At 73.7% G+C, this 13,021-nt stretch carries 13 protein-coding genes; 7 read left to right on the forward strand and 6 right to left on the reverse strand.

What is annotated here, in order from left to right:
* A partial coding sequence (locus F8279_RS26235; protein WP_192580777.1) for a DbpA RNA binding domain-containing protein occupies nucleotides 1-316 on the forward strand: 316 nt, incomplete at its 5' end.
* A 72-nt stretch (nucleotides 317-388) separates the two neighbouring features.
* Here the strand turns inward: F8279_RS26235 and lon are convergent.
* A complete protein-coding gene (gene lon, locus F8279_RS26240) occupies nucleotides 389-2,725 on the reverse strand; it encodes an endopeptidase La (RefSeq protein ID WP_151501356.1) in 2,337 nt (778 codons plus the stop codon).
* Nucleotides 2,726-2,958: 233 nt separating this feature from the next.
* Here lon and F8279_RS26245 point away from each other — a divergent pair, with 233 nt between their 5' ends.
* Nucleotides 2,959-3,306: an Lsr2 family protein gene (locus F8279_RS26245; protein WP_151501357.1), complete on the forward strand. Its 348-nt coding sequence runs from the start codon at nucleotides 2,959-2,961 to the stop codon at nucleotides 3,304-3,306.
* A 204-nt stretch (nucleotides 3,307-3,510) separates the two neighbouring features.
* On the opposite strand, the gene F8279_RS26250 is transcribed toward F8279_RS26245, so the two are convergent.
* Both F8279_RS26250 and F8279_RS26255 read right to left on the reverse strand, forming a co-directional pair.
* On the reverse strand, nucleotides 3,511-4,785 hold the full coding sequence (locus tag F8279_RS26250; protein ID WP_192580778.1) for a hypothetical protein: 1,275 nt from the start codon (nucleotides 4,783-4,785) through the stop codon (nucleotides 3,511-3,513).
* A 255-nt stretch (nucleotides 4,786-5,040) separates the two neighbouring features.
* Nucleotides 5,041-5,889 (reverse strand): DUF2726 domain-containing protein, encoded by an 849-nt coding sequence (locus tag F8279_RS26255; RefSeq protein ID WP_225853417.1) that lies wholly within the window; start codon nucleotides 5,887-5,889, stop codon nucleotides 5,041-5,043.
* Nucleotides 5,890-6,013: 124 nt separating this feature from the next.
* Here F8279_RS26255 and F8279_RS26260 point away from each other — a divergent pair, with 124 nt between their 5' ends.
* Nucleotides 6,014-7,105, forward strand: a complete 1,092-nt coding sequence (locus tag F8279_RS26260; RefSeq protein WP_151501359.1) for a DICT sensory domain-containing protein — start codon at nucleotides 6,014-6,016, stop codon at nucleotides 7,103-7,105.
* A gap of 32 nt (nucleotides 7,106-7,137) precedes the next feature.
* Nucleotides 7,138-7,860, forward strand: a complete 723-nt coding sequence (locus F8279_RS26265; protein ID WP_091417886.1) for a helical backbone metal receptor — start codon at nucleotides 7,138-7,140, stop codon at nucleotides 7,858-7,860.
* A 23-nt stretch (nucleotides 7,861-7,883) separates the two neighbouring features.
* Here F8279_RS26265 and F8279_RS26270 read toward each other — a convergent pair whose 3' ends face one another.
* On the reverse strand, nucleotides 7,884-8,582 hold the full coding sequence (locus F8279_RS26270) for a CBS domain-containing protein (protein WP_091418477.1): 699 nt from the start codon (nucleotides 8,580-8,582) through the stop codon (nucleotides 7,884-7,886).
* Between the two features lie 227 nt (nucleotides 8,583-8,809).
* Between F8279_RS26270 and F8279_RS26275 the strand changes: the two genes are divergently transcribed.
* Both F8279_RS26275 and F8279_RS26280 read left to right on the forward strand, forming a co-directional pair.
* Nucleotides 8,810-9,382 carry a DoxX family membrane protein gene (locus F8279_RS26275; protein WP_091418474.1) on the forward strand — a complete coding sequence of 191 codons (573 nt, stop codon included), beginning with the start codon at nucleotides 8,810-8,812 and terminating at the stop codon, nucleotides 9,380-9,382.
* A gap of 153 nt (nucleotides 9,383-9,535) precedes the next feature.
* The gene (locus F8279_RS26280) at nucleotides 9,536-9,904 is read left to right on the forward strand and encodes an FKBP-type peptidyl-prolyl cis-trans isomerase (RefSeq protein ID WP_091417882.1); all 369 of its coding nucleotides are present in this window, start codon (nucleotides 9,536-9,538) and stop codon (nucleotides 9,902-9,904) included.
* Nucleotides 9,905-9,958: 54 nt separating this feature from the next.
* On the opposite strand, the gene F8279_RS26285 is transcribed toward F8279_RS26280, so the two are convergent.
* Nucleotides 9,959-10,366 (reverse strand): STAS domain-containing protein, encoded by a 408-nt coding sequence (locus F8279_RS26285; protein WP_091417879.1) that lies wholly within the window; start codon nucleotides 10,364-10,366, stop codon nucleotides 9,959-9,961.
* Between the two features lie 155 nt (nucleotides 10,367-10,521).
* Here F8279_RS26285 and F8279_RS26290 point away from each other — a divergent pair, with 155 nt between their 5' ends.
* Nucleotides 10,522-11,541 carry an SMP-30/gluconolactonase/LRE family protein gene (locus tag F8279_RS26290; protein ID WP_151501360.1) on the forward strand — a complete coding sequence of 340 codons (1,020 nt, stop codon included), beginning with the start codon at nucleotides 10,522-10,524 and terminating at the stop codon, nucleotides 11,539-11,541.
* Nucleotides 11,542-11,601: 60 nt separating this feature from the next.
* Here F8279_RS26290 and F8279_RS26295 read toward each other — a convergent pair whose 3' ends face one another.
* Nucleotides 11,602-12,873, reverse strand: a complete 1,272-nt coding sequence (locus F8279_RS26295) for an Ig-like domain-containing protein (protein WP_175438670.1) — start codon at nucleotides 12,871-12,873, stop codon at nucleotides 11,602-11,604.
* Between the last annotated feature and the right edge of the window lie 148 nt (nucleotides 12,874-13,021).

Raw genomic sequence — 13,021 nt, forward strand, 5'->3', positions numbered from 1 at the left:
CCAGGCCCTGCGGCCGCGCACCGGCGGCACCACCCAGGTCTTCATCGGGCTGGGCCGGCGGGCCGGGGTGCGGCCGCAGGACCTGGTGGGCGCGATCACCGGGGAGACCCGGATCAACGGCCGGGACATCGGCTCGATCGAGATCGCCGACCGGTTCTCCCTGGTCGAGGTGCCGCAGGCGGTGGCCGACGAGATCATCGCCGGGCTGCGGGGCACCACCATCAAGGGGCGCAAGGCGACGGTACGCCGGGACCGCGACGGCGACGGGCCGGGCGAGCGCCGCGAGCGGGGCTACGAGCGGCGCGACCGCCCCTGAGCCCGACGCGACCCGCGGGCCGGCACGACGTCGCCCCGGCCACCGTACGCACGGTGGCCGGGGCGACGGTCGTCAGGCCGCGGCGAGCGCCGGGCCGTCCAGCGACTCCGTGCCGATCTCGACCGGGCGCAGCGCCAGCGCGAGCACGTCCGCCACGTCGGACAGGGTGTGCACGGTCAGCGCCTCCCGCACCTGCGCCGGCAGGTCGTCCAGGTCCGGCTCGTTGCGCTTCGGGATGATCACCTCGGTGAGACCGGCCCGGTGCGCGGCGAGCAGCTTCTGCTTCACCCCGCCGATCGGCAGCACCCGGCCGGAGAGCGTCACCTCGCCGGTCATCCCGAACTCGGGCCGCACCGGCCGCCCGGTCACCAGGGACGCCAGCGCGGTCACCATGGTGATGCCGGCGCTCGGGCCGTCCTTGGGTACCGCGCCCGCCGGGACGTGCAGGTGGATCCGCCGCCCGGCCAGGGCGTTCGGGTCCAGGCCGTACCGCCGTCCGTTCGACCGCAGGTACGACCACGCGATGTGCGCGGACTCCTTCATCACGTCGCCGAGCTGACCGGTGAGCGTCAGCCCCGGCTCGCCCTCCATCGTGGTGGCCTCGATGAACAGCACGTCGCCACCGGCGCCGGTGACGGCCAGGCCGGTCGCCACGCCCGGTACGGCCGTCCGCTCGGCGGACTCCGGGGTGAACTTCGGCCGGCCCAGGTAGCGGGCCAGGTTGCCGGCGTCGACGCGCACCGGCGCGGAGTCCGTGGCGAGCGCGACGGCGACCTTGCGCAGGATCTTCGCGAGGGCCCGTTCGAGCTGCCGGACGCCGGCCTCCCGGGTGTACTCGCCCGCGATCAGCGCCAGCGCGTCGTCGGCGACGGTGACCTCGTCGGTGGTCAGCCCGGCCCGTTCCCGCTGCCGGGGCAGCAGGTGGTCCCGGGCGATGGCGACCTTCTCGTCCTCGGTGTAGCCGTCCAGCGCGACCAGCTCCATCCGGTCCAGCAGCGGGCCGGGGACCGCCTCGACCACGTTGGCGGTGGCCAGGAACAGCACGTCGGACAGGTCGAGGTCGACCTCGAGGTAGTGGTCGCGGAACGTGTGGTTCTGCGCCGGGTCGAGCACCTCCAGCAGGGCCGCGGCCGGGTCGCCGGCGTAGCCGGCGGCCAGCTTGTCGACCTCGTCGAGTAGCACGACCGGGTTCATCGAGCCGGCCTCGCGCAGCGCCCGCACGATCCGGCCGGGCAGCGCGCCGACGTAGGTGCGCCGGTGGCCCCGGATCTCCGCCTCGTCCCGCACACCGCCGAGGGAGACACGGACGAAGTTGCGGCCCAGCGCCCGGGCGACCGACTCGCCGAGGCTGGTCTTGCCGACACCGGGCGGGCCGGCCAGGGCCAGCACCGCGCCGGAGCCGCGTCCGCCGACCACGCCGAGGTTGCGCTCCGCGCGCCGGTTGCGCACCGCGAGGTACTCCAGGATGCGGTCCTTCACGTCGGCCAGGCCGGCGTGGTCGGCGTCGAGCACGGCCCGCGCCGCGGTCAGGTCGGTGTTGTCCTGGGTACGCGTGTTCCACGGCATCTCCAGGACGGTGTCCAGCCAGGTACGGATCCAGCCCGCCTCGGGTGAGGCGTCGCTTGCTCGTTCCAGCTTGCCGACCTCGCGCATCGCCGCCTCGCGCACGTTCTCCGGCAGCTCGGCGGACTCCACCCGGGAGCGGTAGTCGGCGGAGCCGTCCGGCTCGTCCTCACCGAGTTCCTTGCGGATCGCGGCGAGCTGCTGGCGGAGCAGGAACTCGCGCTGGGACTTCTCCAGCCCCTCGCGTACGTCGCTGTTGATCTGCTCGGTGACCTCCTGCTCGGCCAGGTGTTCCCGCACCCAGCCGACGAGCAGTTCCAGCCGGGCGGTGACGTCCGGCGCGGCGAGCAGCTCGGTCTTCTGCGCCAGGCTGAGCCAGGGCGCGTAGCCGGCCGAGTCGGCCAGCTCGGACAGGTCGGTCATCCGCTCCATCGCGTCGATCACCTGCCAGGCGCCGCGCTGCTGCAGCACGGACGTCATGAGCGCGCGGTACTCGCGGGCGAGTTCCCGGGCGCGGCCCGCCGGTGCGGGCTCGTCGAGTGTGGTCGCCTCGACCCAGAGCGCGGCGCCGGGCCCGGGCACGCCGGAGCCGATGCGGGCCCGGGCCAGACCACGGATGACCGCCGCCGGCTCGCCGCTGGGCAGCCGGCCCACCTTCTCGATCGTGGCGACCACGCCGACGGAGCCGTACTCGCCGTCGATGCGGGGTACGGCCAGCAGTTCCTTGTCGCCGGTGGCGCGCGCCGCGTCGACGGCGGCCTGGGTCGTCGGGTCGAGGGTCACCGGGATGACCATCCCGGGCAGCAGGACGGCGTCGGTCAGGGGAAGTACCGGAAGAGTTGCCATCGAACACCTGCCATCACGTTGATTGAGCGTGTCTGGCTCAAGTAACAAAACGTGTCCCTTGTTCCGGGTTGTGACCCGCGCCACTCCGGAGCGCCACGTTCCCGCGCTGCGCACCCAATGGCGGGACCGTTTACCGCGACCCGCCGAATGGAGAAGGCGGCTATTGTTGCGGAATTACCGCGCGGTAGGTCAAACTCTTAGCCACACCCCGCCCGACACAGGGAGTAATGGCGATGGCAAGGAAAGTAATCACCGTTCTGACCGACGACCTCGACGGCGGAAAGGCCGATCGGACCGTCGAGTTCAGCCTGGACGGCGTGGCGTACACGATCGACGTCTCCGACGAGAACGCGGGCGTCCTGCGCAAGGCGCTGGATCCGTACATCAGCGCTGGCAGGCGAATCGGCCGGGGAGCGCCCGAGGTCACCCGCGGCGCCCGCCGCACCACCCGGCCGAGCACCTCGGGAATGGACCGCGAGCAGAACCGCGCCATCCGGGAATGGGCCGCCAAGAACGGGTTCGAGATTTCCGAGCGCGGCCGCATCCCGGTGTCCGTGGTCGAGGCGTACAAGAACCGCTGACCGCCACCGGTTCACCGTCGGGCATCCCGGGGTCACGCTGAGAAATCGGTGTGGCCCCGATCGGCTTTCTACGGTTGCTGCTTTTCATCCGACCGGATACCACCGGCATGAAATTTCCTCCAGGATCGGCTCCCACCGCGCCCATACGCGAAACGGCCGCGGCCGCCCGGAGGAGTCCCCGGACGGCCGCGGCCGTTCGTCCGCTCAGTTGACCCGGATGCGCACCACGTCGATGGCGGGGGTCTGGTTTGCCCGCTCCATCATCGGGATGCGGTGCGAGCCGTCACCGGCCCAGACCGCGCACTGCGCCACGCCCGACTGCGCCAGGCCCGGGATCTGAATCAGCACGTCGTCCGGCTGGTTGCCGCCGCGCCCGTCCTCGGTGGCGACGAAGAAGGCCGGCACGTCCTGCGGGTTCGGGGGCTGCCGGTTGCTGCCGAGCATCCGGCAGGCGGTGTGGAAGTGTCCGCGCACCAGGCCCTCACCGTTGAGCAGCGAGCTCTCCAGGTAGTAGCCGCCCTGGCCGGCGGCGAGGAAGCGGTCCCGCACCAGGTTCTTGGTGGTGACCCGGAGCGTGAACGGCTGGTTGCGCCGCACCTGGTTCGGGAACTGCGTGATCAGCAGCGACGGGTTGTTCGCCGCGGCGCCCACCTCACCGAACGCGGTGCTCACGCACCGGTTGCCGTTCTGGAAACCGTCGTGGGCCTGAAGCTGGCTGTCGGAGCAGTCCTTGGCGAGCACGTTCAGGCCGTTGCCGCCGCCGTTGTTCTGGCCACCGCCGTTGTTGTTCCCGCCGCCGTTGTTGCCGCCGTTGTTGCCGCCGTTCTGGCCTCCGTTGTTGCCGCCGTTCTGGCCCCCGTTGTTGCCGGGAGTGTCGGTCAGCGCGCACTGGGCGAGCTGGTCCAGGCCCTGCGGGCGCTGGGCGACCCGGCCGATGGCGGTGGCGATCCGGTTGAGCGCCGCGGTCCGCTTGTCCGCGAGCGGACGCAGGATCGCGTTGTTGATGAAGTCGCCGCCGTTGCGCCCCTCCGCGGCGAGCCGCCGGTTCGCGTCGGCGATCTGGGACTCCAGCAGCGCCAGGGTGCGGTCCACCTCGGCGCGGGCCCGGTCGGGCACCTGCGGCAGCCGGCCACGGACGTCCGGGCAGGCCACGGTCGGGGTGCCGGCGCCGGCGCCGCCCGCGTTGGTCTGCTGGCACTCGGCCGGTGACATCTGGCCGTCGCCCCAGTGGCTGCGGACCCAGCGGCCGTTCTGCCAGGTACGGGTGGTGCTGCCCTGGCCGTTCGGGGCGGTCGCCCCCGGGCTCGCGGGCACGCAGGACGCCGACGCGGCGCGGGTGGTCGTCCGCCGGTCCTGGGCGGACGAGATCTGGGTGACGGCGACGATGCCGCCGAAGACCGCGAGCGTGCCGACCACCGCCAGCAACCGCTTGCTCCGCGCGTTACCGGATGACCGGCGCGCCCGTGTGGACCTGCGCATCGAATTGCTCTCCTTCTCGATCCGGTAGTTGACTGGTGATCCCGGCGGACCGACGAATTCGGGGTGTGAGATCACTGCGACGCTCAGTCGCACGTCAATGGCCGACGATGCCCTTTCCGCACCGTCTCCGCGCCGTCCGGGCGCGGCGGGGAAGACCTGCATCCATTCCCGATGAGGTACGGAGCGCCGTCGGCGAAGGTTCAACCGGAGATCGGAAAAAAATCGAAAGTCGCCGTCCTCGCCGGCGAGGACGGCTCAGTCGGCGCAGAGATGGTCGAAGGCGAACCCGCCGTCGAAGGAGTCCCGCCGCGCGGCCAGCGCGCGTACCCGCCGGAGAAGCTCGTCACGGTCCAGCAGGGACGGCGCGGCGCCGTCGAGGTCACGCAGCCGCTCCCCCAGCGCCACCACGGCCAGGTCCTCGGCGAGCCGCCCCGGCTCGACGCCGCAGGAGAAGCCGCGCGAGGCCAGCCGGACCCGCTCCAGCAGGCAGCGGCCGGACCGCACCTCGGCCCAGGCCCAGCCCTCCGCCGGGCCGTCTGTCCAGCGCACGTGCAGGCCGCGCACGATCGGATCGGCGATCCGGCCCGCCACGTACGCCTCGACCGCCTCGACCCGGGCCAGCGCGCCCAGGTCGTTCACCGGCCCCTGCCGGCCGTCCGGCAGGCGGCCGATGATGTCCCGGAAGCCGACCGCGTCGCCGCCGTCCGGGTCGGTGCCGTCGGCGTAGGCCCGCGCGTCCAGCACGTACTCGGCGAACCGGCGGACCTGCTCCGCGCCGCCCAACGCCGGCGACTCGACGCGCAGCAACGGCAGGCCGACGGCGGCGCAGACCGCGTCGGTCAGCCGTTCGGACCGCCGGGCGGGCGATCCGTCGGGGACGGGCGCGGTGAAGCGCACCGCGAAGCGCGGCAGCCCGGTGTCGGCGGCGCAGACCACCAGGTCGAGCGACGCCCGCCCGGCGGTGCTCCACTGGCTGCCGGTGACCCCCGGCGGGCGGCCCTGCACCATCTCGCCGAGCCGCCGCCTGCCGTGGCCGACGTGGCCGGCACGGACCAGGGACGGCGCGACGCCGGGCGGGACCGGCCGCAGCCAGGAGGCGGTCACGCTGCCTGTGCTAGTCATCTCGCCCCGATCCCCCTCGCCCGGCCGACGTCCGAGTGTAGGCGCTGCGGCGCGACCGGTCCGGCCGACCGGTGCGCTACCGCGCCCGTCCCTCTAGGCTCTGCCCGTGCCCAGCGGACGGACCCCGGAACAGTTCACCAAACGCAGCCTCGTCGCCGTCTCCCACGCCATCGAACGCGCCGCGCTCGCCGAGGCCGAGGACGGCCCGCTCGTCGTGCTCGCGCTGTTCCAGCGGCTGCCGTACTTCGCCCGGGAGCGCGAGGTCTACCGGCGCATCGCCGGCCGCGCCGCCGTGACGGTGGTGGCGATGGTCGGCGGACCGCCGTCCGACCTGCCCGAGGGCGCCTACGGCGTGGCGCTGGACGAGGCGGAGGCGCTCGCCCGGGAGTGGACGGTGGTGGCGCTGAGCCCGCGTTTCGGCGCCACAGTCGTCGCACACGACCGGGCCGAGGTGGCGCCCACGCCGACGCTGGAGTCCGGCCGCCTGTTCGAGGGGCGCTGGGGCTTCCGCCGCGACGAGGCGCTGCACGAGGCGATCCGGCTGCGCGAACAGCTCGCCGAGCGGCTGCCCGCCGCGGCACGTAACGCGCTGGACGAGGCGATCGCCCGGGTGCGGGACATCCCGGCCGGGCCGGGCGAACCGCGCGCCGAGGCGGCACTGCGGCTGCTGGCCCGCCGCGGCGACCGGAACAACCAGCCGGTCGAGCCGGCCGAGACGATGCTGGACGAACCCGGCCTGGCCCGGTGGTCCGGCGCGGACGGGGTGACCGCCTCCGGCACGCTGCCGGTGGCGCTGGTCGGCCTGCGGGTGGACGCGCCGCCCGGCTCGCCGGAACGCTTCGGCCGCCGCGGTGTCGCCCGGGAGGGGCACGCCGTGCTCACCGCGATCACCGCCGTGCTGCGGCCGGTCGACCGCGCGCTGCGCGTCACCGAGAACGAGTTCCAGCTCCTCCTGCCGGGGCTCGACGAGCCGGCAGCGCTGGAGGTGGTACGCCGGCTGCACGACGCGATCGGCGCGCTGGCCCGCTCGTACCCGTTCATGGCGTACACCGTGCACGCGGCGGTCGGGGTGACCACCCGGCGGCCGCTGCCCACGGCGGACCTGCGCGCGGCGGTCGACTGGGCGGCACGCAAGGGCGTGCCGGTGGCGGGCCTGCCGACGGAGACCGCCGACGCCGTGGCCGCGCCGGCCCACTGACCGGCCGGTCCGGCTCGAGGGGAGGAGACGCGGTGCGGGTGGTGTCGCTGGTGCCGTCGCTGACCGAGGCGGTCGCGGCCACCCGCCCGGAGGTGCTGGTCGGGGCGACCGACTGGTGCACCCATCCGGAAGGGCTGGACGTCGCCCGGGTCGGCGGTACGAAGTACCCGGACCTGGACCGGGTGCTCGCGCTGGAGCCGGATCTGGTGCTGCTCAACGAGGAGGAGAACCGGCTGGCCGACGCCGAGGCGCTGCGCTCGGCCGGGGTGCCGGTCCGGGTCACCTTCCCGCGTACCGTGCCGGAGGCGCTCGACCAGCTCGGTGAGCTGGTGGTCGCGCTCGGTGCGCCGGCCGAGCCGCCGTGGCTGCGCTCGGCCCGCCGCGCGTGGGCCGCGCTACCCGCGCCGGGACGGGTCCGCACCGCCGTGGTGCCGGTGTGGCGGCGGCCGTGGGTGGTGCTGGGGCGGGACACGTTCGCCGGGGACGTGCTGGCCCGGCTCGGTGTCCGCAACGGCTGGGCCGACGACGCGGAACGCTATCCCCGGCCGAGCCTGGACGCGCTGCGCGCCCGGACGCCGGACCTGGTGGTGCTGCCCGACGAGCCGTACCGGTTCACCGCCGACGACGGGCCGGAGGCGTTCCCCGGCGTGCCGGCGGCGCTGGTGTCCGGCCGGCACCTCACCTGGTACGGCCCGTCGCTGGCCGAGGCACCGGCGCTGCTCGCCGCCCAGCTCGCCGTGCCGGGCCCTGCCTGACCGGGGGGCCCGGGTGGCGGCGCTCAGGCGACCGGGGTGGCGTGCACCGGGTCCAGCTCCATCAGCGTGGTGTCGTCCACGTCGTACCCGATCGTGTTGTGCACCGCGACCACGCCCGCGACCTGGGCGGCGAGACGGCCGGCGAGTTCGACGGCGCTGCGCCGGTCCAGCCGCCCGTCCATGGTGACCTCGCCGCCGCGGACCTGGACCGTGACCAGGCCGTCGCGCACCGACAGCACCCGGTACAGCACCTCGTGCACGACCTCCTCGCGGATCTCCGCGTCGGTACGCAGGTGCACACGTAGCAGGTCACCGCGGGTGACGATGCCGGCCAGCCGGCCCAGGTCGTCCAGCACCGGGAGCCGCTTGACCGCCTCGTGGTCCATCAGCCGGGCGGTCGCCGCGAGCGACGCCCGTTCGTGCGTGGTGACCGCGGGGGCGGTCATCAGGTCCCGGGCGACGAGCGCGCCCGCCTTCTCCCGCGCGGTACGGCGGCGCCGCCCCTCGAAGACCCGCCGTTCGTCCGGGTGGCCGGACCGCTCCACCTTGTGCAGAAGGTCCGCCTCGGAGATCACCCCGAGCACCCGGCGGAACGAGTCCACCACCGGCACGCCGCTGATCCGCTGCCGGACCAGCACGTCAACGACCTCGCGGTACGGCGTCTCCTCCGTCACCGTCGCGACGTCCCTGGTCATCACGTCGGCCACCTGCCACGTCCTCATCACGACCTCCTCGTGCCGGGCCTCCACCTGCGACGGTAGGCGGCCGGCGGGTGCCCTGGTCAGGGCCGGCGGACCGGCTGCCACGGGCCGACCGGACCGGGTACGGACGGGACCAATGACCCGGTCACGAGGGCACCTCTCGGCCCTGCTCCCGGGCGCCGCGCGGCGGTGAAATGAATGTGCCACCGGGAAGCGCGGTGCGAGGCACAGGAAGGGACGTGGAGACCATGACCGCGACAATCGAGCGGACCCCCGCCGTGAAGCGGACCCCCGCCGCCACCATCGCTCCGGCGGCGCACACCGAGACCACCCGCCAGAAGGCCACCCGGTACGTCTGGGCCGGACTGCGGCTCGCCCTGGGCTGGGTGTTCCTCTGGGCCTTCCTCGACAAGATGTTCGGCCTCGGCCACGAGACCCCGGCGAAGAACGCCTGGATCAACGGCGGCAGCCCCACCAAGGGCTTCCTGGGCAACGCGGTGGAGGGCCCCTTCGCCGGCTTCTACCAGAACCTGGCCGGCGCGGCCTGGGCGGACTGGCTGTTCATGCTCGGCCTCCTCGGCATCGGTGTCGCCGTGATGCTCGGCATCGGCATCCGGATCGCCGCCGTCGCGGGCGGGCTGCTCCTGGTCCTGATGTGGACGGCCGTGCTGCCCCCGGCGAACAACCCCTTCATGGACGACCACCTCATCTACGCGGGCCTGCTGGCCGGCCTGGCCCTGGTGGGCGCCGGCAACACCCTCGGCCTCGGCCGGGTCTGGGCGAGGCTCCCCCTGGTCCAGCGTCTCCCCTGGCTGAAGTGACCAGCTCGCCCCGGGGCGGGCGTCGCCGACAGGCGATGCCCGCCCCCTTTCGTGTCCCCGCCACGCCGGTGTGCGGGGACCGGCGCGTATCGGCCGGTCGCGATCCGGCAGGATCGACTGTGACCACACCGTCAGCATCCGAGGAGACCGCTCATGGACAAGCCCGAGGTCGGCCCGATCGAGGGCGCGCCGCCCGCCGATCTCGTCGTCGAGGACATCACCGTCGGCGACGGCCCGGAGGCCCGCCAGGGCCAAGTGGTGAGCGTGCACTACGTGGGCGTGGCCCACTCGAACGGCCGCGAGTTCGACGCCTCGTGGAACCGGGGTGAGACGTTCGAGTTCCCGCTCGGCGGCGGCCAGGTCATCGCCGGCTGGGACCAGGGCGTCGTGGGCATGAAGGTGGGCGGCCGGCGCCGGCTCACCATCCCGCCGCACCTGGGCTACGGCGCCCGGGGCGCGGCTGGCGTCATCAAGCCGAACGAGACGCTCGTCTTCGTGGTGGACCTGCTCGGCGTGCGCTGAGCGCAGCGCCGTCCACGTCGGCCGTCGGCGCTCGCGCCGGCGGCCGACGTCTGCTCAGGCCGCGCAGGCCACCAGCTCGTGGGAGCGGCCGGACAGGTCCTGCGAGCGGTCGGAGCAGCGCACCGGGAGCACCCGGTGCAGGCCGGTCACCCGCAGCACCCGGGCCACCACCGGGTCGGGGTCGGTGAGCACCAGCTCGCCACCGCGGGCCCGGACCCGCAGGTGGGTGGCGACCAGCGCGCGGACACCGGCGGCGGAGAGCAACCGCACACCGGACAGGTCGACCCGCAGCACCGGCCGGGCCGGCGCCGCCCAGAGCGCTGCCCGGAAAGCCGTCACGGAGGCGATGTCGATCTCGCCGACCGGGCGCAGCTCGACCACGTGATCGTGCACGTCCATCGCCACGTGGAAGCGCTCAACGCTGTGTACCATGCGGCCAAACCTACCCGGCCCCACCGACATTTCCGGACCTCGCGGCGGGTGTTCCGGGTAGTGTCCGGGAACCGACCCCGAGCCGTCTCAGGGTCATCCCGCAGCCGCCACGCCACGCCGCACGGGAAGCGGCGAAACGCCGTCGGGGACTGCCCAGCGCGACGCGTCCGGGCCACAATGAGCCGATGGTCGTACCCCGCCCGCGTGTGCCCCTGCTGATCCGGCCGGTCCGCGAGCCGGCGACAGTGCCGCCGCCGCTCACCGGCCCCTGGGCGCCCGCGGACACCCGGCTCGACCGGGCCGACCTGCTGCCGCTGCCACCCGGCGGGCACGGCCCGGAGGACGTGGTGGTCGACGGCGACGGCCGGGTGGTCAGCGGCGACGAGGACGGCCGGCTCTGGTGGTGGCCGTCCGACTCCCCGCCCGGCACACCGCCGACGCTGCTGGCCGAGACCGGCGGACGGCCGCTGGGCATCGAGCGCGATCCGGTCGACGGCGGGTTGCTGGTCTGCGACGCGTACCGAGGGCTGCTGCGGGTCGACCCGGCCGGCCGTGTGCACGAGCTGACCGGCACCGCGCCGCCGGTGCACCTGGCCGACAACGCGGCGGTGGCGCGCGACGGCACCGTCTACTTCACCGACTCGTCCGACCGGTTCCCGCTCTCGCACTGGAAGCGTGACCTGCTGGAGCACCGGCCCAACGGGCGGGTCCTCGCGTACGACAGGCGCAGCGGGCGCACCGACGTGGTCGCGGACGGGCTCTACTTCCCCAACGGGCTCGCGCTGACCCCGGACGAGTCGGCGCTGATGCTCGCCGAGACCGCCACCCACCGGCTGCTCCGGGTGGACCTGCCGAGCGGGCGGGCCACGGTGCTGACCGACCTGCCCGCGTACCCGGACAACGTCTCCGCGGTCGGCGACGGCACCTACTGGGTCGCGTTGCCCAGCCCTCGGCTCCGCGCCATGGAACGGCTGCTGCCGCATCCCCGGGTGCGGCAGATCGTGGCCCTGCTACCCGGCGCGGTGCAGCCGCAGCCGCGCCGCTACGGGCTGGTCGCGCTGGTCGACGGCACCGGCCGGGTGCTGCGCACGCTGCACGGCCCGAGCGGGGCGTACCCGATGGTCACCGGCGTGCGGCAACACGGCCGCACCCTCTGGCTGGGCAGCCTGACCGCGACCGGGGTGGCCCGCGTCGACCTGGACTGAGCACGACGCGGGGCCGGCCGCGCGGACGCGGGCCGGCCCCGTAGCCGTTCCTCCCCAGGTTCAGCCGCCGCTGTTGCTCCGCGAGGGGGCCGGGGCCGGTGACGACCCGCCGGCCACCGCGCCCGGGTGCGGCGTGGCGCTCTGCGTGGGCTTCAGCCCCGCCGGTACGGGCAACGCGCTGCCCTTGGCGAACTCGTCCCAGCCGACGTTCCAGGCGGTGAAGCCGTTGCCCTGGTCGAGCTTCACCTCGGTGCCCTTGACCGTCACCAGGTCACCGACCTGCGTGAAGCCCATCAGCCAGTCCGCGGCGGTGGCCGAGACGTTGGTGCAGCCGTGCGAGACGTTCGTGCTCCCCTGGTCCCCCTCCGACCACGGCGCCGAGTGGATGAACTCGCCGCCCCAGGTCAGCCGCTGGGCGTCGTCCACGTCGACCACGTAGCCGCCGTTGGGCTCACCACGGGTGTCGAACGTGGTGTGCTCGTGCTTCTCCATGATCACCATGTTGCCGCTGGACGTCGGCGTGCTCGACTTGCCCAGACTCACCGGGATCCTCTTGAGCACCTTGCCGTCCTGGTAGACGGTCATCTGCTTGGTCCCGTTGTCGATGTCGAGCGTCACCTGGCGGCCGACCTTGGCGCTCGCAACCCGGTCGGAGTCGCCGATCGCGTCCTTGCCGATGGGCAGCCCCTGCAACGCGCTGCGCACGCTGATCTTCGTGCCCGGCTTCCACCGGTCCGGCGCGCGGTACTCGGCCTGTTTGCCGTCGGCCACCCAGGACCAGGTGCCCGGCTGCGGCGGGTCGGTCTTCACGAACAGCCGGCGCTGGACGTCCGCGCGGGCCTTCTCGGGAATCGGCGGGTCGAATCCGAGCACGACCGGCATCGCCGTCCCGTACGTCTGATTCGGCCGGAAATACAATTCGCTGGTGACGGCCGGTTTGGTGGATTTGGCCATCGTCGTGAACGTCGTCTTCTGCGTGGCGGTCCTGCCCGAATCGCCGGTCGCGGTCACCTCCGCGGTGTACGTCCGGGAATTGGCGAGTGGCCGGTCCGGCACCCAGCCGGAGCCGTCCTCACGCGGCTGGGCCGGCACGGCGTTGCCCTTGTCGTCGGTCAGCTTGACGGCTGTCACCTTGCCGTTGCTGACCTTCGTCCCCACCTCCGCGCTGATCGGCACGTCCCGGGTACGGTCGGCCGGCGACACGGAGACCGACGGCGGTGCGGTCTCGGCCCGCTTCGCCACCGACTTCGGGCCGGCGGTACACGCGCCGACCGCCAGTGGCGCGGCTGCGACGGTCATCGCGAAAAGCGTCAGTCGGCGCCTCGCAAACATATTTCGCCCCCCATTTCCGAACCCTCTCGCCCACATTCTGTAGGCCCGGGATCGCGCCGTGGTGCCTTCGGCGGAATTGCTTGGAAACAGCTGCGCGAATTGTGCCGGACAGGTAATTCCCGTCCCAGCTTGCGCCCCACGCGCACTC

The sequence above is a fragment of the Micromonospora sp. AMSO1212t genome, assembly GCF_008868145.1.
Classification (GTDB): Bacteria; Actinomycetota; Actinomycetes; order Mycobacteriales; family Micromonosporaceae; genus Micromonospora; species Micromonospora tulbaghiae.